This is a genomic window from Rhizobacter sp. Root1238, from assembly GCF_001425825.1.
Taxonomy (GTDB): Bacteria; Pseudomonadota; Gammaproteobacteria; order Burkholderiales; family Burkholderiaceae_C; genus Rhizobacter.
The window spans coordinates 372016-389361 of record NZ_LMDM01000001.1; the positions used below are offsets into that span (position 1 = coordinate 372016).

General features: G+C 70.3%; 18 protein-coding genes. 6 read left to right on the forward strand and 12 right to left on the reverse strand.

Translation table 11 applies throughout. From position 1 onward, the window contains the following. Positions 1-27 precede the first annotated feature (27 nt). Both ASC98_RS01740 and ASC98_RS01745 read right to left on the reverse strand, forming a co-directional pair. Positions 28-1335 carry a D-amino acid dehydrogenase gene (locus ASC98_RS01740; protein ID WP_056803577.1) on the reverse strand — a complete coding sequence of 436 codons (1308 nt, stop codon included), beginning with the start codon at positions 1333-1335 and terminating at the stop codon, positions 28-30. Positions 1336-1345: 10 nt separating this feature from the next. Beyond that, positions 1346-1975 carry a LysE/ArgO family amino acid transporter gene (locus ASC98_RS01745; protein WP_200952991.1) on the reverse strand — a complete coding sequence of 210 codons (630 nt, stop codon included), beginning with the start codon at positions 1973-1975 and terminating at the stop codon, positions 1346-1348. Positions 1976-2078: 103 nt separating this feature from the next. On the opposite strand from ASC98_RS01745, the gene ASC98_RS01750 reads away from it, so the two are divergent. Together ASC98_RS01750 and ASC98_RS01755 are read left to right on the forward strand one after the other, a co-directional pair. Continuing rightward, positions 2079-2999, forward strand: a complete 921-nt coding sequence (locus ASC98_RS01750; protein ID WP_056803583.1) for a LysR family transcriptional regulator ArgP — start codon at positions 2079-2081, stop codon at positions 2997-2999. 104 nt (positions 3000-3103) lie between these two features. Further along, entirely contained in the window at positions 3104-3322 is a 219-nt protein-coding gene (locus tag ASC98_RS01755; protein ID WP_056803586.1) for a hypothetical protein, read from the forward strand. A gap of 4 nt (positions 3323-3326) precedes the next feature. On the opposite strand, the gene ASC98_RS01760 is transcribed toward ASC98_RS01755, so the two are convergent. The 3 genes from ASC98_RS01760 to hutC are packed head-to-tail and all read right to left on the reverse strand — an operon-like array spanning position 3327 to position 5651. After that, positions 3327-4094: a metallophosphoesterase gene (locus tag ASC98_RS01760; protein WP_056803590.1), complete on the reverse strand. Its 768-nt coding sequence runs from the start codon at positions 4092-4094 to the stop codon at positions 3327-3329. A 4-nt stretch (positions 4095-4098) separates the two neighbouring features. Continuing rightward, the gene (locus ASC98_RS01765) at positions 4099-4872 is read right to left on the reverse strand and encodes a YecA family protein (RefSeq protein WP_157597847.1); all 774 of its coding nucleotides are present in this window, start codon (positions 4870-4872) and stop codon (positions 4099-4101) included. Between the two features lie 56 nt (positions 4873-4928). Further along, positions 4929-5651: a histidine utilization repressor gene (gene hutC, locus ASC98_RS01770; protein WP_056803593.1), complete on the reverse strand. Its 723-nt coding sequence runs from the start codon at positions 5649-5651 to the stop codon at positions 4929-4931. Between the two features lie 73 nt (positions 5652-5724). Between hutC and hutH the strand changes: the two genes are divergently transcribed. The 3 genes from hutH to ASC98_RS01785 all read left to right on the forward strand — a co-directional run bounded on the left by hutH (position 5725) and on the right by ASC98_RS01785 (position 9020). Next, complete coding sequence (gene hutH, locus ASC98_RS01775; RefSeq protein ID WP_056803597.1) at positions 5725-7233, forward strand: histidine ammonia-lyase; 1509 nt, start codon at positions 5725-5727, stop codon at positions 7231-7233. Between the two features lie 160 nt (positions 7234-7393). After that, entirely contained in the window at positions 7394-7744 is a 351-nt protein-coding gene (locus tag ASC98_RS01780; protein WP_056803601.1) for a transcriptional regulator, read from the forward strand. Continuing rightward, entirely contained in the window at positions 7734-9020 is a 1287-nt protein-coding gene (locus ASC98_RS01785; RefSeq protein WP_056803604.1) for a type II toxin-antitoxin system HipA family toxin, read from the forward strand. The genes ASC98_RS01780 and ASC98_RS01785 overlap by 11 nt, the downstream gene beginning before the upstream one ends. Here the strand turns inward: ASC98_RS01785 and ASC98_RS01790 are convergent. From ASC98_RS01790 to ASC98_RS01800, 3 genes are read right to left on the reverse strand one after another with little or no spacing between them, the layout of a single operon-like run. Beyond that, positions 9004-9807 (reverse strand): ABC transporter ATP-binding protein, encoded by an 804-nt coding sequence (locus ASC98_RS01790; RefSeq protein ID WP_056804748.1) that lies wholly within the window; start codon positions 9805-9807, stop codon positions 9004-9006. The genes ASC98_RS01785 and ASC98_RS01790 overlap by 17 nt on opposite strands. Continuing rightward, positions 9804-10577, reverse strand: coding sequence for an ABC transporter permease (locus ASC98_RS01795; protein WP_056803607.1), 774 nt, complete (start codon positions 10575-10577; stop codon positions 9804-9806). Before ASC98_RS01795 ends, ASC98_RS01790 begins: the two co-directional genes overlap by 4 nt. Next, positions 10574-11503: an ABC transporter substrate-binding protein gene (locus ASC98_RS01800; RefSeq protein ID WP_157597885.1), complete on the reverse strand. Its 930-nt coding sequence runs from the start codon at positions 11501-11503 to the stop codon at positions 10574-10576. Before ASC98_RS01800 ends, ASC98_RS01795 begins: the two co-directional genes overlap by 4 nt. Before the next feature lie 129 nt (positions 11504-11632). Between ASC98_RS01800 and hutG the strand changes: the two genes are divergently transcribed. Then, positions 11633-12451: an N-formylglutamate deformylase gene (hutG, locus tag ASC98_RS01805; protein WP_056803613.1), complete on the forward strand. Its 819-nt coding sequence runs from the start codon at positions 11633-11635 to the stop codon at positions 12449-12451. On the opposite strand, the gene hutI is transcribed toward hutG, so the two are convergent. From hutI to hutU, 4 genes are read right to left on the reverse strand one after another with little or no spacing between them, the layout of a single operon-like run. After that, positions 12398-13621, reverse strand: a complete 1224-nt coding sequence (gene hutI, locus ASC98_RS01810) for an imidazolonepropionase (protein ID WP_056803615.1) — start codon at positions 13619-13621, stop codon at positions 12398-12400. The genes hutG and hutI overlap by 54 nt on opposite strands. Then, complete coding sequence (locus ASC98_RS01815; RefSeq protein ID WP_056803618.1) at positions 13618-14991, reverse strand: formimidoylglutamate deiminase; 1374 nt, start codon at positions 14989-14991, stop codon at positions 13618-13620. Before ASC98_RS01815 ends, hutI begins: the two co-directional genes overlap by 4 nt. Beyond that, positions 14988-15563 carry a HutD family protein gene (locus ASC98_RS01820; protein ID WP_056803620.1) on the reverse strand — a complete coding sequence of 192 codons (576 nt, stop codon included), beginning with the start codon at positions 15561-15563 and terminating at the stop codon, positions 14988-14990. Before ASC98_RS01820 ends, ASC98_RS01815 begins: the two co-directional genes overlap by 4 nt. Further along, positions 15563-17296, reverse strand: coding sequence for a urocanate hydratase (gene hutU, locus ASC98_RS01825; protein ID WP_082541805.1), 1734 nt, complete (start codon positions 17294-17296; stop codon positions 15563-15565). Before hutU ends, ASC98_RS01820 begins: the two co-directional genes overlap by 1 nt. Between the last annotated feature and the right edge of the window lie 50 nt (positions 17297-17346).

Sequence of the window (17346 nt, forward strand, 5' to 3'; positions counted from 1 at the left end):
GACGCTTCCCGGATCGGGGCGACCTCGTCAGGCCGCCACCATCCGCGTGGCGCTGCCTGCCGGCACCGCGCCGCAGAACCCGAAATCCAGCGCCGGCCGCATGCCGCTCATCAGCTCGGCGAGCACGCGGCCCGAGCCGGCACCGTGCGTCCAGCCCAGCGTGCCGTGCCCGGCATTGATCCACAGGTTGGCCAGCTTGCTGCGCCCGATGTACGGCACGTTGGTCGGCGTGCTCGGCCGCAGGCCGGCCCAGAAATTCGGTTCGCTGGTGTCCGCGACGCCGGGGAACAGTTCTTCGTAGCGCTCGATCAGCGCCTGGCAGCGCACGCGCGAGGTCGCGCTCGCCAGGCCGGTGTCGTAGCCGGCCATCTCGGCGGTGCCGGCGATGCGGATCGTGTCGCCGAGCCGGCTGATCGCGATCTTGCGGGCGTCGTCGATCATGCTGACCACGCTCGCGTCCTGCGGGCGCTTCAGCGCCAGCGTTGCCGAGTAGCCCTTGGCCGGGTAGATGTTCAGGTAGATGCCCAGCGGCCGCAGCAGCGGCGCGGTGAAGCTGCCCATCGCGGCGACGAAGCTGTCGGCGGTCAGCGTGCGGCGTTCGCCGGTCTGCAGCGAGCGCAACTGCACCGACTGCACCGCGCCGCCGGCCGATTCGATGCCGGCGATGTCGTGCTCGTACAGGAAGGTCGCGCCGCGCTGCTGGCAGCGCAGCGCCAGCTGCTGCGTGAAGACCCGTGCGTCGCCTGACTCGTCGCTCGGCGTGAAGGTGCCGCCGGCGATGCCGTTCGCAAAACCCCGCAGCGCCGGCTCGACCTTCAGCACCTCGTCGCGCGACAGCACGCGGCGGTCGACGCCATGGTGGCGCATCAGTTCGGCGCCGGCCGCGCCTTCGTCGAATTCCTGCTGCGTCGAGAAGAAGTGCAGGATGCCGCGCTCCAGCCGGTCGTACTGGATGCCGGTCTGCGCGACCAGCGCCTTCAGCGATTCGTGGCTGTAGCGGCCCAGCGCCACCAGCTGCGCGACGTTGCGCTCGAAGGCCGCATCGTTGCACTGCAGCAGGAAGCTCAGGCCCCAGCGCCATTGGTGCGGATCGAGCTTCGGGCGGAACAGCAAGGGCGCGTCGTCGCGCGCCAGCCACTTCAGCACCTTCAGCGGCGCACCGGCATTCGCCCACGGCTCGCAGAAGCTGACCGAGATCTGTGCGCCGTTGGCGAAGCTGGTTTCCAGCGCCGCGTCTTTCTGGCGGTCGACCACGGTGACCTCGTGGCCCTGCTCCAGCAGGTACCAGGCGGTGCTCACGCCGATGATGCCGGCACCCAACACGACGACTTTCATGGAAGCTCCTTCAGAGCGGGCGCCACAACAGCTGGGCTGCCACGCAGAACATCACCACCGCGACGCTGGCATCGATCGCCCGCCACACCGCCGGGCGCTGCAGCCAGCGCGAGGCCGCTGCGGCACCATAGCCGAGCGTCATGAACCACATCAGCGACGCAAGACCCGCGCCGACCGCGAAGGCGAAGCGGCCGTCGCCCGGCTGCTGCGCACCGACCGTCCCCAGCAGCAGCACGGTGTCGAGGTAGACATGCGGGTTCAGGTAGGTCATCGCCAGCACGCTGGCCACCGTGGCGCCCAGGCTGCCGGCGCCGGCCCGGGCCTGCAGCCCGGTTTCGGCGCCGCGCCAGGCCTGGCGCGCCGAGCGCAGGCCGTACAGGCACAGAAACGCCGCACCACCGTAGCGCAGCACCTGCAGCAGCACCGGCATCGATTGCACCGCGGCGCCGAGCCCGAACACGCCCAGCAGGATCAGCAGCCAGTCGGAGGCGGTGCACAGCGCGACCACCGGTCCGACGTGGGCCCGCGCCAGCCCCTGGCGCAGCACCAGCGCGTTCTGCGCGCCGATCGCGACGATCAGCCCGGCGGTCATCAGCCAGCCTTGGGCGAATGCGGCGGAGAGATCGGGGGGCATGGGCATCGGTGCGGGTTCTGATGGGCAACGGCAGGCCGCCGGATTGTCGGCAAGCCCCACGAATCCATGAAGGAGGATTCATATTTCTCGGCTTGCATTAGCATGACTTATGAAAGACCTGGACCCCGCCGCGCTCGATGCGCTGGCTGCGCTGGCCGACACCGCCAGCTTCGAACGGGCGGCGCAGCGCCTGGCGATCACGCAATCGGCCGTCTCGCAGCGGCTGCGCACGCTGGAGCTGCAGGTCGGCCAGCCGCTGGTGGTGCGCTCGCGCCCGCTGCGGCTCACCGAGCCCGGCAAGCTGCTGCTGCGCTTCGCCCGGCAACTGCAGGCGATGCGGGCCGACCTGGCGCTGGAGCTGGGCGAGGCGCCGGCGTCCGACCAGCGCCTGCCGATCGCGGTGAATGCCGACAGCCTCGCGACCTGGGTGCTGCCGGCGCTCGATGCGCTGGTGCACGAAGGCCTGTCGCTGGAGCTGGTGGTCGACGACCAGGACTTCACGCACGACTGGCTGCGCCAAGGCGCGGTGCTCGGCTGCGTGACCAGCATCAGCGAGGCGCTGCGCGGCTGCCGCGTCGTGCCGCTGGGCGCGATGCACTACACCGCGGTCGCGAGCCCCGGCTTCATCGCCGAGGCCTTGCCGCACGGGCTGACGCGCGCGAATTTCGCGCAGGTGCCGTTCCTGATCTTCAACCGCAAGGACGACATGCAGCAGCACTGGGTGTCGAAGGCCTTCGGCGTACGCCAGCCGCGGCTCAGCGAGCGCTACGTGCCGTCGTCCGAGGCCTATGTGCGGGCGGCGGCGATGGGCTGGGGCATCGGCGTCGTGCCGGAACTGCAGGCGCGTCCACTGCTCGACAGCGGTGCACTGGTCGCGCTGCGGCCGGACGACCGGCTGGCGGTGCGCCTGTACTGGCACCAGTGGAAGCTCGGCCCGGACGGCGCGGCGCCGTCGGCGCGCGTCGGGCTGCTCGACCGGGTCGGCGACGCGCTGCTGTCCGGCGCGCGCGCGGTGCTGGATGTGACTTGAACCACGGCGGCGCGAACTGCACCGTTCGCGTGCTTCATTTCGAGCTTCAGCAACAGCAGGTGGCATCCGACACTGAATGTCACAAGCACTCGTGGAGCCGCATCATGAACCTGGCATCCGGATGGTCCTGGCTGGCATCGCTGGCCCCGCGCCGCGCCCCGCGCCAGGTGGAACCCGAGGCCGCCGACTACGGCACCGCATTCGGGCTCGACATGAGCCTGTCGCCGCCGCGCGACAGCGAGCTCGATGCGTTCTCGCCGGGGGCAACCGCGCCGGCACCGCTGCAGTGGATGAGCCGCATCACCGCGCGGCGCCACCCCTGAGCGCTCACACCTCGATCACGCGCAGGCCGTCGTAGCCCGCGCTCTCGCCGCGCTTCGTGTGCCCGCGCGCGTTGCAGACGACGCGCGTGACGCCTGTCGCATGGGCCACCTGGTAGTCGTGCCGGCAGTGCACATGCCCGTGGATCCACAGGTTGGCGCCGGGCAGCAGGTCGTCGTCGGCATTGCAGAAGCTCGCGGTGCCGGCCTGGCTGCCGTAGCGCGGGTCGGCGCTGCGCAAGCTCGGGCCGAAGTGCGTGATGACGACGGTCGCGTCGGCGTCGGTGGGTTCCGCGAGCGCGGCGGCCAGCCAGTCGCGGCAGGCCAGCGCTTCGTCGCGCACCTGCGGCGCGGCGAACACCTCGCCGTTCAGCGTCGAGCGCTGCACCTTCATGAAGTACGAGCCGGCGCGCATCGATTTGTCGCGCTGCGCGGCGCCGAACAGGTCGAAATCGCACCAGCGCACCGTGCCGACGAAGCGGATGCGCCGGCCGTCGGCGCCGCTGCGCACGCAGGTCTCGCGCTCCAGCATCGTGATGCCGAGCGCTTCGCAGCTTGCGCGCAGCGCCGGCCAGGTGTCGTTCAGCTCGCGCCCGTCGAACTCGTGGTTGCCGGCGACGAAGACGATCGGCACCGGCCAGCCGCGGAAGGCGTCGAACGCCTTCCAGGTGCTGTCGATGTCGCCGGCCAGCACCAGCAGCTCGGCGTCGGGTGCGGGCTCGGGGGCAAAGCTCTCGGTCTCCTGGTGGAGGTCGGACAGCAGCTGGAGCTTCACCGGTTCAAGTGGCTCCGTGGCATTGCTTGAACTTCTTGCCGCTGCCGCACGGGCAGGGGTCGTTGCGGCCGACCTTCGGCGTCTCGCGCTTCACGGTGTCGACCTTGTAGCGCGCGTCGCGCGTCAGGTCGGACAGCTCGGCGACGGTGGTGACCATCTCCTCGATCGCGTCGTCCAGCGTCGACAGCGGGTACTCGCGGTCGAGCGTCGCGACGACCTCGCGCTCCTCGTCGGTCTCGGCCGGCAGGTGGCGGTACAGCCGCGCGAGCGAGGTCATCACCTCGTCCTGCGGCAGCTCCATCAGGTCGGGAAAGCAGATCGCCGCATGCTGGAAGCCGGCGACCCACGGCATCAGCGGCTGCGACACCTCGGCCAGCCCTTCCATCGGATCGACCTCGCCTTCGGCCAGCGGGGCCGGCGGGTGCTCGTCGTCGAACTCCAGCACCAGCGGGTTGAACCAGCCGTCCTCGACGATCGCGCGGTTCAGTGCGGTGTAACGGCGCAGCACCAGCGCGCGGGTGCGCTCCAGCCAGGCGGTGTCGACGTCGTCGGGCAGCGGCTGGCCGTCGAAATCGAACACGTGGGGGAACCAGGTCGCCGGATCGAGCAGCACCGGCTGCACCAGCACGCCGCACAGGAAGCCGTCGAGCATCACCGCATCGACCGGCTGCAGCGGCTCGGGCGTCGCCGCGAGCAAGTCGTCGAGTTCGGCGAACTCGGCATCGGTCAGGTCATGGGCGGGCGGCAGCGAAGCGGGCAGGGCGGTGGGAGCGGGCATGGCGGGTCTCTTGAACAAACGATCGAAGGCGGATTGTCATCCGGATCGGCGGGCGATCACGATTTGCCGGGGGAGAAAGAGCCGATCAAGCGATAGCGCCCGCCCGGATGCACCAGCCGCGCGACCGACGCGACGACGCCCTGCGACAGCGTGCGCCGCGACACCTGCAGCAGCGCGCTGCCGGGCGGCACGTCGAGCAGCCGCGCCTGCTCGTCGGTCGCGAGCACCGCCTCGACCACCTGCTCGGCCTCGGTCAGCGGCGCGTGCTCGAACAGCACGTGCGACGGCGTGACCTGCGTGAAGTCCTGCGCCAGCAGGTCGGGCGCGAGCGCCGGGTTCACATGCCGGTCTTCGTACTGGATCGGCACGCCGTTCTCCAGGTGCACCAGCCGGCAGCGGATCACCGCCGCGCCCTTGCGCAGGCGCATCGCGGCCGCGATCTCGGCGCTCGCCTTCACCCGCTCGACGCCGCACACCCGCGTCGTGTGGCGGTGGCCGCGCTCGACGATCTCGTCGTGGATGTCGCGCACCTGCAGCAGGTTGGAGATCGGGTGCAGCTCGGCCACGTACGAGCCCGAACCCTGGCGGCGCTCGATCAGCCCCTCGTCTTCGAGTTCGCGCAGCGCGCGGTGCACCGTCATGCGGGCGCAGCCGAACTCCTGCACCAGTTCGCGCTCCGACGGCAGCTTGACGCCCGGCTGCCAGCCGCCCTCGGCGATGCGGTGTCGGATCGAATGCTTGACTGCTTCGTAGGGCAGCGTCTTGTCGCCGGATTTCATGGGCCGATCTTACCCCTGTGCTAAAGTTGTCTAGACCACTTTGCGGCGCTCGCCGCGGCCTGCGAGGACCCTCATGACGACGCCTGCGCACTTGATCACCCCCGGCCAGCTCGACAAGGCGATGCTGCTCGATGCGGCCGCGGGCCGGGCCCGCTTCACGATCGCGCCGTCGGCCCGGGCCGGCATCGACGCCAGCGTGCAGGCGGTGGCCATGCTGATGGCGCGCCACGAACCGGTCTACGGCATCAACACCGGCTTCGGCAAGCTGGCGCAGACGCGCATCCCCGACGACCAGCTGGCGCAGTTGCAGAAGAACCTGGTGCTGTCGCACAGCGCCGGCATCGGCCAGCCGATGGCGGCACCGGTGGTGCGGCTGATGCTGCTGCTGAAGGCGGCCAGCCTCGCGCATGGCGTGTCGGGCGTGCGGCCGCAGGTCATCGAGGCGCTGCTGGCGTTGCTGGCGGCCGACGTGCTGCCGGTGGTGCCGGAGAAGGGCTCGGTCGGTGCGTCGGGCGACCTGGCGCCGCTCGCGCACCTGAGCGGCGTGCTGATCGGGGTCGGCGAGGCCTTCGTCGACGGCAAGCGCGTCCCCGCGCTGCAGGCGCTCGCGCACGCCGGGCTGCAACCGCTGGTGCTGGGCCCGAAGGAAGGCTTGGCGCTGCTGAACGGCACGCAGGCGTCGACCGCGCTCGCGCTGGTCGCGGTGCAGCGGCTCGAGCGCATCTTCGACGCGGCGATCGGCATCGGCGCGATGACGGTCGATGCCGCCAAGGGCGCCGACACGCCGTTCGACGACCGCATCCATAAAGTGCGCGGCCAGCCGGGCCAGCGCAAGGTGGCGGCCAGTTTCCGCAGCTGGCTGGCCGGCAGCGCGCTGCGCCAGTCGCACCTCGATTGCGACAAGGTGCAGGACCCGTACTGCCTGCGCTGCCAGCCGCAGGTGATGGGCGCCTGCCTCGACCAGATGCAGCATGCATGGAACGTGCTGCTGACCGAGGCGAACGGCGTCTCCGACAACCCGCTGGTGTTCGCCGACACGCTGGAGGCGCTGTCAGGCGGCAACTTCCATGCGGAGCCGGTGGCCTTCGCGGCCGACAACCTGGCGCTCGCGATCGCCGAGATCGGCGCGCTGTCGGAGCGGCGCACCGCGATGCTGATGGACCCGGGCATCTCCGGGCTGCCGGCCTTCCTCATCGAGAACGGCGGGCTCAACTCCGGCTTCATGATCGCGCAGGTGACGGCGGCGGCGCTCGCGTCCGAGAACAAGTCGCTGGCGCACCCGGCGAGCGTCGATTCGCTGCCGACCTCGGCCAACCAGGAAGACCATGTGTCGATGGCGACCTACGCCGCGCGGCGCCTGCACCAGATGCTGGACAACACGGCCGGCATCGTCGCGATCGAGTGGCTGGCCTCGGCCCAGGCGCTCGATTTCCACCGGCCGCTGCGCTCGTCGCCGGCGCTGGAGTGCCTGCATGCGCGGCTGCGCGAGCGGGTGCCATTCCTGAAGGAAGACCGGCTGATGGCGCCGGACATCGAGGCGGCCATCGACATGCTGGAACATGCTGAGTCGATAAAGGGCTAAAAATAGTCTGCTATCGAGAATTTCTGTGCTTATGAATCTAAAGTTGGCCTGATTGGCCATCGACTCCGGTGTCTCCAATGTGATAGCCTAATGTTAGGCTGTTGTCGGCTGAGTGGGCTGTTAGCAGGCTACTTTTAGACTATTATCGCAAGAGACCACCATGAGCCTGGATCACCTGACCAACGAGGAAGTCGCGCTGCAGCTTGCGCAGCAGCTCCGTGCGTGGCGCCTCGATCCCGATGCCGCCGGCATGACGCTCGACGAACTGTCGCAACGCAGCGGCATGGGGCTGACCCCACTGAAGCGATTCGAGAAAACCGGTGGCATCACCTTGCGCAACCTGATTGCGCTGATGCGGGCGATGGGGCTCCTCGACCGGTTGGGAGCGCTGGTTCCCACTCCCGAAGGGCCGGGCCCGCTGGACCTGCTCGAAGCCGAACAGGCCAAGCCGGTCCGCCAGCGCGCGCCGCGGCGCGCCAGCGCCAGCCTCGGCGTGAAACATGGCCAGTGACCTCCGTGTCGTCGAGGTCCGGCTGTGGGGGCAACAGGTCGGTGCGGTGGCGGCGCTGCGCGGCAAGCCCGGCTTCTTCGAATTCCAGTACAGCGCGGATTTCGCGCGTTCAGGCCTCGAGCTGTCGCCGCTGCAGATGCCGCTCAGCCCACGCCGGCGCTACAGCTTTCCCGGGCTCCCGCAAGACACCTATTTCGGATTGCCCGGGCTGCTGGCCGACGCGCTGCCGGACCGCTTCGGCAACGCGCTCATCAACGAATACCTGACGCGGCGCGGCATCGCGCCGTCGGACATCACGACCCTGCAGCGCCTCGTGTACGTCGGTCGCCGCGCGATGGGTGCGCTGGAGTTCGAGCCGGCCGTGCGCGACCGCGACTCGGCGCAGGCCGCGGCCCCGCTGCAGATGGCGAGCCTCGTCGAGGACGCGCGGCGGGCCTTGCGCGGCGAGTTCTCCGAGGTCGCGCAGGACATCATCGACGTTGGCAGCTCCGCCGGCGGTGCCCGTGCCAAGGCCGTGATCGGCTGGAATGCCGAGAGCAACAGCATCGTGTCGGGGCAGTTCGAGTTGCCGGCCGGGTACGAGCACTGGCTGCTGAAGTTCGATGGGGTCGGCGACGACGGCCAGCTCGGCGCCGCGGCGGGCTTCGGGCGCATCGAGTACGCCCACTACCTGATGGCCATCGCGTGCGGCATCGAGATGAGCGAATGCCGTCTGCTGGAAGAAGGCGGGCGGGCGCACTTCATGACCCGCCGCTTCGACCGCGTGGGCAACCGCAAGCTGCATGTGCATTCACTGTGCGGCCTGCAGCACCTGGACTTCAACACGCCCTACGTGCACGGCTACGAGCAGTTCTTCCGCACGATCCTGTCGATGAACCTCGGCGCCGCGGCGATGGAGCAGGCGTGGCTGCGATGCGTCTTCAATGTGATGGCGAGGAACTGCGACGATCACACGAAGAACCTCGCGTTCCTGATGGACGAGTCCGGCGCGTGGTCGCTGGCACCCGCCTACGACCTTTGCTTTGCGCACAACCCGGCACCGGGCAAATGGACGCGCCAGCACCAGATGCTGGTCGCGGGCAAAGGAGAAGGCATCACGCGTGCAGACCTCGTGCAGGTGGGCGACCAGTTCGGGATCCGGCAGCCCGCTCACCACATCGACCGGCTGGCGGATGTCTTCGCGCGCTGGCCGGCCTGCGCGCAGCAAGCCGGCGTGCCGCTGACCGAAGCGACACGCATCGCCGGCCTGCAGCAACTCCTCAAGACCGGCTCGTGACCTCGGCCATGCCGGCCGCCTTGATGCTCTCGGCCCGGATGTCCTCCGTCAGCCGGGCCTTCAATTCCGAAAAACGCGGCGTCGTCTTCACCGTGTAGTGCCTCGGGTATGGCAGGTCGATCGCGAGTTCGGTCTTGATGCGGCCCGGCCGTGCGCTGAACACCGCGCAGCGGTTGCCCATGAAGATCGCCTCGTCGATGTCGTGCGTGACGAACAGCACCGTCTTGCGGTGCTGCTCCCAGATCGACAGCAGCAACTCCTGCATCAGCGCGCGCGTCTGGTGGTCGAGCGCGCCGAACGGTTCGTCGAGCAGCAGGATCTTCGGGTCGTTGGCCAGCGCCCGTGCCAGCGCGACGCGCTGCTGCATGCCGCCCGACAGCTGCTTCGGGTAGTGCGATTCGAAGCCGGCGAGCCCGACCTCGGCGATGAAGCGCTGCGCGATCTCGCGCTGCTGCGCGTCGGGCAGGCCCTTCTCGCGCAGCCCGAAGCAGATGTTCTGCCGCACCGTCAGCCACGGGAACAGCGTGTAGCTCTGGAACACCATGCCGCGGTCGGCGCCCGGGCCGCGCACCGGCGCACCGTCGAGCAGCACCTGGCCGGTGCTCGGCTCATCCAGCCCGGCCACGATGCGCAGCAGCGTCGACTTGCCGCAGCCCGACGGCCCCAGCACGGTGATGAAGTCGTTGTCGGCAACCTCCAGGTCGGTCGGCTGCAAGGCGAGCGTCGGGCTGCCGCCATGCAGGCCGGCGAAGCTGCGGCCCACGCCGCGGATCGACAGCCGGCTCACAGCGAGGCCCACCGGAACAGGCGGCGGTTCAGGCGCTTGAACCCCAGGTCGGACACCAGCCCGATCACGCCGATGGTGATGATGCCGAAGATGATCTGGTCGGTGGCCAGCAGTGCCTGGCTGTCGGTGATCATGTGGCCGATGCCGCTCGATGCGCCGATCAGCTCGGCGACGATCACGTAGGTCCAGGCCCAGCCGAGCACCAGGCGCAGCGTCTCGGCCACCTGCGGCGCGGCGGCCGGGATCAGCACGCGGCGCACGATGCCCCAGTCGCGCGCGCCCAGCGTGTAGGCCGCCTCCACCAGGTCGCGCCGGGTGTTGCCCACGCTCACCGCGATCATCAGCACCAGCTGGAAAAACGAGCCGAGGAAGATCACCGCGAGCTTCTGCGCCTCGCCGATGCCGGCCCACAGGATCAGCAGCGGGATGAAGGCCGACGCCGGCAGGTAGCGCGCGAACGACACGAAGGGCTCGAAGAACGCCTCGACCGGCTTGTACGCGCCCATCGCGACGCCCAGCGGCAATGCGAGCAGCGCGGCCGCGACGAAGCCGCCGATCACGCGCCACATCGTCATGCCGATGTCGTGCGCGAAGCCCTGCTGCGCGAGCAGGTCCCAGCCCGAGCGGACCATGGTGAGCGGGTCGGCCAGGAAGGTCTTCGAGACGAAGCCGCCGAGCGTGGCGAACGCCCAGCCGGCGAAGAACAGCACGAAGAACGCGACCCCGAGCGCGATGCGCTGCCCGGGTTCGACCTGCTGCAGCGGCTTCACTGGATGAAGCGGGTGTCCGACAGCGCCTTCAGGTCGGGGATCTGCTTGATGCTGCCGATCTCCAGCAGCAGCTCGGCCGCCTCCTTGCTGAACGGCTGCAGCACGCTGGTGAAGAAGCGCTGGTTCGCCGCGCGGTCCTGCCAGCGCAGGTAGGCCTGCGACTTCTCGAAGGCCTCGCCGCTCTGCTTCACGTCGGCGCCCATGATCTCGAACGACTTCTTCGGCTCGTTGCGGATCATCTCCAGCGCGTCGAAGTAGCTGTCGGCCAGCGCCTTCGCGGCCTTCGGGTTCTCCGCCAGGAACTTCGGCGTGCAGCCGAAGGTGTCCATCACCATCGGGTAGTCCAGTGTGGTCGCGATGATCTTGCCGGCCTCGGGCTTCGCGCGCACCGTCGACAGGTAGGGCTCGTAGGTCATCGCGGCATCCAGGTCGCCGGCGTTCGCGACGAAGGCATTCGCGGCCGCCTGCGGTTCGAGCGTGACGACCTTCACGTCCTTCACCGACAGGCCGTTCTTCTTCAGCATCCACGCCAGCCCGAAGTACGGCGCGGTGCCCGGTGCCGAGGCGGCCACCGTCTTGCCCTTCAGGTCGGAGATCTTCGCGATGTGGTTGCGCACCACCATGCCGTCGGCGCCGAAGCTCTTGTCGAGCTGGAAGATCTGCGTCGTGGCGACGCCGTTGGCGTTCCACACCACCCAGGTCTCGACGGTGGTGGCCGCGCATTGCACGTCACCCGACGCGATCGCGAGGTGGCGGTCTTTCTGCGGGATCTTCTTGATCGACACGTCGAGGCCGTGCTTCTTGTAGATGCCGGCCTCCTTCGCGAGCGTCAGCGGCGCGAAGCCGGTCCAGCCGGAGATCGCGATCGCGACCGGCGTCTCCTGCGCCATCGCCGGCAGCGCCGACCACATCATCGATCCGATCATCAGACCGGCCAGGGCACGCACTGGATTCATCAGGACTCCTGCGGGAAGGGGAAAGCCGACGGGCCTGATGCAAGCCCCGTGCCGGGCAGTCTACACTCGGCCTTCCGGTTGTCTAGGCCACTTCCACCCATGGAAACCAGCACGCACGCACCGACGCATGCACTCTCGCGGGGCAGCATTCCGCTGCTCGTCTCGTTCCCGCACGCCGGCACCGGCATCCCGCCGGACATCGAGGCGCGCATGACCCCCGAGGCGCTGCTGCGCGCCGACACCGACTGGCACCTGCCGCTGCTCTACGACTTCGTCGCGAAGATGGGTGCGAGCACGCTGGTGCCGCAGATGTCGCGCTACGTGATCGACCTGAACCGCCCGCCGGAAGACACCAATCTGTACCCCGGGCAGGACACCACCGGCCTGGTGCCGCAGGACACCTTCCACAAGCAGCCGCTGTACCTTGCTGGGCAGGCGCCCGACGCGGCCGAGGTCGACGCGCGGCGCGAGCGCTTCTGGCGCCCGTACCACGTGGCCTTGCGCGGCGAGCTGGAGCGCCTGCGCGACCTGCACGGCGTGGCCGTGCTGTGGGACGCACACTCGATCTCGAGCGTGTTGCCGCGCTTCTTCGACGGCAAGCTGCCCGACCTGAACCTCGGCACCGACCAGGGGCGCGCATGCGCACCGCGCGTGCAGGCGACGGTCGAGGCGGTGCTCGGCGGCCAGCGCGACTACACGCAGGTGAGCAACGGCCGCTTCAAGGGCGGCTACATCACGCGCCACTATGGCGAACCGGCGCGCGGCATCCACGCGCTGCAGATGGAGATGTGCCACTGCACCTACATGGACGAGCCGGCGCCGTTCGGCTTCCGGCCCGATCTCGCGGCCCGCGTGCGGCCGCTGCTACAGCGGATGCTGCAGGCCGCGCTCGATGCCGCGATGGAAGCACGCACGTAGCGGGCTCGCGCCGATCGCGTAGCTCAGCGCGGCCGGGTGGTCGACGTCCCACAGGCACAGGTCGGCCTGCCTGCCGATCTCGATGCAGCCGTGCGTGGCCGCCAGGCCGAGCGCCTGGGCCGCATGGCGGGTGACGCCGAGAAGCGCCTCGGCCGGCGTCATGCGGAACAGCGTGCAGGCCATGTTCATCATCAGCGGCAGGTGGGTGCCGGGGCTGGTGCCCGGGTTGCAGTCGGTCGCGACGGCCATCGGCACGCGGTGCCGGCGGAACAGCGCGATCGGCGGCACCACGGTGTCGCGCAGGAAGTAGTACGCGCCCGGCAGCATCACCGCCACCGTGCCGGCGCGCGCCATCGCGATGACGCCGGCTTCGTCGACATGCTCCAGGTGGTCGGCCGACAGCGCGCCGAAGTCGGCGGCAAGTGCGGCGCCGTGCTGGTTCGACAGCTGCTCCGCATGCAGCTTGACCGGCAGCCGGTGGCGCTGCGCCGCGTCGAACACGCGTTGCGTCTGGGCCGGCGTGAAGCCGATCGTGTCGCAGAACGCGTCGACCGCATCGGCCAGGCCGGCCCGTGCGATGTCCGGCAGCAGGTGTTCGACGATCTCGTCGATGTAAGCGTCGGCGCGGCCGTCGAACTCCGGCGGCAGTGCGTGTGCGGCCAGCAAGGTGGTGCGCACGTCGATCGGGAAGCGCTCGCCGAGCCGGCGGGCCACCTGCAGGCACTTGCGTTCGGCATCGAGCGACAAGCCGTAGCCCGACTTGATCTCGACCGTCGTCACGCCGTGGCGCATCAGCTCGCGCAGCCGGCGGGCGGACGCGTCGAACAAGGCCTCGGGCGTCGCGTCGCGGGTCTGCCGCACGGTCGAGCGGATGCCGCCGCCGGCCCGCGCGATCTCTTCATAGCTGGCGCCCTGCAGCCGCAGTTCGAACTCGCGCGCGCGGTCGCCGGCGTAGACCAGGTGGGTGTGGCAATCGACCAGGCCGGGCGTCAGCAGCGCGCCGCCGGCATCGTGCTCGGTGCGCGGCTGCAGGCCGGCCGGCAGCGCGGACATCGGCCCGACGCGCTCGATGCGGCCGCCGGTGACCGCGACGAAGCCCGGCGCCGACGGCGTGCAGGCCTCGTCCAGCCCGTCGACGATGCGCGCGTTCGTCAGCAGCAGGTCGGTCATCGGTGCTCCAGCAGGTGGGTGCGCGCGGCGACGAAGGCCTCGGCGGCGCGCCCGGCGCCTGCATGCTGCCCGTCGTGCACACGGCGCTGCCCGGCCACCCAGACGTCGCGCACGCCGCGGGCGCCGTGCGTCGAGAACACATGGCGCGCGAGGCGTTGCGACGCGGCGAGGCCAGCGTCATCGAACGCGGCCAGGTGAACGAAATCGGCCTGCTGGCCGACGCGCAGCCCGGCGATCGAGCGCCCGCTGGCGCGCGCGCCGCCGGCCACCGCCGACAGCCACATCGCGTCGGCGACCTGCGGGTGCGCGGCGCTCGCGAGCACGTTGCGGCGCAGCTTCGTCAGCCGCTGGCCGTACTCGAGCAGCCGCAGTTCCTCGGCGGCGTCGACGCACGCATGGCTGTCGGAGCCGATGCCCCAGTACCCGCCGTCGGCGATGAAGGCCTCGGCATCGAACACGCCGTCACCGAGGTTGGCCTCGGTGCTCGGGCACAGGCCGGCGACCGCGCCGCTGCGGGCGAGCGCGCGGCGTTCGGCCGCATCGAGGTGCGTCGCATGCACCAGGCACCAGCGCGCGTCGACCGCGGCATGGTCCAGCAGCCACTGCACCGGCCGCTGGCCGCTCCAGGCCAGGCAGTCGTCGACCTCGCGCTGCTGCTCGGCCACGTGGATGTGCACCGGCGCGCTGGCATCGGCGCCGTGCAGCCCGCCGAGCAGGTCGCGCAGCGCCTCGGGCGGCACCGCGCGCAGCGAATGCGGCGCCGCGCCGACGCGCACGCCGTCGTGGCGCAGCCGGCCGATCAGCGACAGCAGACCGTCGACGCTGTTCAGGAAACGGCGCTGCCCGGCCAGCGCCGGCTGGCGGCCGAACCCGCTCGCCTGGTACAGCACCGGCAGCATCGTCAGGCCGATGCCGGCGTCGCGCGCAGCGGCCACCAAGCGCAGCGACATCTCGGCCGCATCGGCATGCACGCGGCCGTCGGGCTGGTGGTGCACGTAGTGGAACTCGCAGACGGCGGTGTAGCCGGCCTGCAGCATCTCGATGTAGAGCTGCGTCGCGATCGCCTGCAGCGCGTCGGGCGTCAGCGCCTGCGCGAAGCCATACATCAGCGTGCGCCAGCTCCAGAAGCTGTCCTGCTCGGCGCTGCGGTGCTCGGTGAGCCCGGCGAATGCGCGCTGGAACGCGTGCGAATGCAGGTTCGGCAGGCCGGGCAGCAGCACGCCGGCCACGCGTTCGGTGCCGGCGGGCAGCGGCAGGCCGGCTTCGACGCAGGTCAGCGTGCCGGCGTCGTCCCATTGCAGCAGCACGTCGTCGGCCCAGCCCTGCGGCAGCAGCGCGTGGGAGGCGAACAGCGATCCTGCCGGGCTCATGCGAGGGGCTCCAGCCGCACCAGCAGCGCGCAGGGCGCGTCGCCGGTGCAGTCGAGCGACAGCGCGGGCATGCCGTCGCGCCACAGCCAGGCCTGCAGCGGACCGAGTCCGCGCGCACCGTCGGACCAGCGGCCGAGGCTCGCGAGCAGCAGCCCGGCCGCGGCCGGCTCGGTGCGCGTGGCGCCGTGCAGCGCGCGCACGTCGGCACGCCAGCGGCCGCGGCGCGCCATCACGTTGAAGTCGCGGCACGGGCCGTCGAGCAGCGTGGCGTTCAGCGCGTCGTCGCCGGAGAAATGGAAGGGCTCATGCGCGCGGTCGAGCCGCTCGTCGAGCCGACGGTCGGGCGACTGCAAGTGCATGCCGGCACCGCGCAGCAGCACGATGCAGCGGTCGATGCCCGGAAAGGCCGAGAACGGCGCGTCGCGCTCGACCTCGGCGACGCTGAGGCGCCAGTCGAAATTGGCCGAGGCGTCGCGCGGCTGCACCGCCAGCTCACGCGTCAGCCCGGCACCGTTGCGCCAGGCCATGGCGGGCAGCGACTGCAGGTCCAGCGTTTCGCTGCGCCCGCTCATCAGCGGCCGACCATCGGCAGCTTCAGGTGCTGGGCCTGCGCCGTCTGCACCGCGAGCTCGTAGCCGGCATCGGCATGGCGCATCACGCCCGAGCCGGCGTCGTTGACCAGCACGCGTGCCAGCCGCTTCGCGGCCGCGTCGCTGCCGTCGGCGACGATCACCATGCCGGCGTGCTGCGAGTAGCCCATGCCGACGCCGCCACCGTGGTGCAGCGACACCCAGGTCGCGCCGCCCGAGGCATTCAGCAGCGCGTTCAGCAGCGGCCAGTCGGACACCGCATCGGTGCCGTCCTTCATGCCTTCGGTCTCGCGGTTCGGGCTCGCGACCGAGCCGGTGTCGAGGTGGTCGCGGCCGATCACGATCGGCGCCTTCAGTTCGCCGCTGCGCACCATCTCGTTGAACGCCAGCCCGGCCACGTGCCGCTCGCCGAGGCCGAGCCAGCAGATGCGCGCCGGCAGGCCCTGGAACGCGATGCGTTCGCCGGCCATGTCGAGCCAGCGGTGCACGTGCGCGTTGTGCGGAAACAGCTGCTTGATCTTCGCGTCGGTCTTGCGGATGTCGTCCGGGTCGCCGGACAGCGCGACCCAGCGGAACGGGCCCTTGCCTTCGCAGAACAGCGGGCGGATGTAGGCCGGCACGAAGCCGGGGAAGTCGAACGCGTTCTTCACGCCCTGGTCGAACGCGACCTGGCGGATGTTGTTGCCGTAGTCGACGGTCGCGACGCCCATCGCATGGAAGTCGAGCATCGCCTGCACGTGCACCGCGCACGACTGCGCTGCCGCTTGCTTCAGGCGCTCGTGCTGGTGCGGGTCGCGCTGCGCATCGCGCCACTGCGCGACGCTCCAGCCGATCGGCAGGTAGCCGTTGATCAGGTCGTGGGCGGAGGTCTGGTCGGTGACGATGTCGGGCCGGATGCCGCCGGCCTTCGCGCGCCGCACCAGCTCGGGCAGCAGTTCGGCGGCATTGCCGAGCAGGCCGATCGACACCGCCTCGCGCTTCGACGTGTGGTGCTGGATCAGCGCGAGGGCGTCGTCCAGGTCCTTCGCCTGCTTGTCGAGGTAGCGCGTGCGCAACCGGAAATCGATGCTGCTCTGCTGGCATTCGATGTTCAGCGAGACCGCGCCGGCGAAGCTCGCGGCCAGCGGCTGTGCGCCACCCATGCCGCCGAGCCCGGCCGTCAGCACCCAGCGCCCGGCCAGCGTGCCGCCGAAGTGCTGGCGTCCGGCTTCGGCGAAGGTCTCGTAGGTGCCCTGCACGATGCCCTGGGTGCCGATGTAGATCCACGAGCCGGCGGTCATCTGGCCGTACATGAAGAGGCCCTGGCGGTCGAGCTCGTTGAAATGTTCCCAGGTGGCCCACTTCGGCACCAGGTTGGAATTCGCCAGCAGCACCCGGGGCGCGTCCGGGTGCGTGCGGAACACGCCGACCGGCTTGCCGGACTGGATCAGCAGCGATTCGTCGTCTTCCAGCTCGCGCAGCGACGCGAGGATCTGGTCGAAGCAGGCCCAGTCGCGCGCCGCGCGGCCGATGCCGCCGTAGACCACCAGCTCCTCGGGGCGCTCGGCGACCTCGGGGTCGAGGTTGTTCTGGAGCATCCGGAACGCCGCTTCGGTGAGCCACGACTTGCAGCTCAGCGTGCTGCCGCGCGGGGCCCGCACGACGCGGCCGGGAGCCGAGCGTGCGGCCTGTGCCGCGGCATGGGCCACGGTCTTCATGTCGGTGGTGGAGTTCATCGGCGGCCTTCGAGGGGTTCTGGAAAGTGGTCTAGACCACTTTGCGCAGG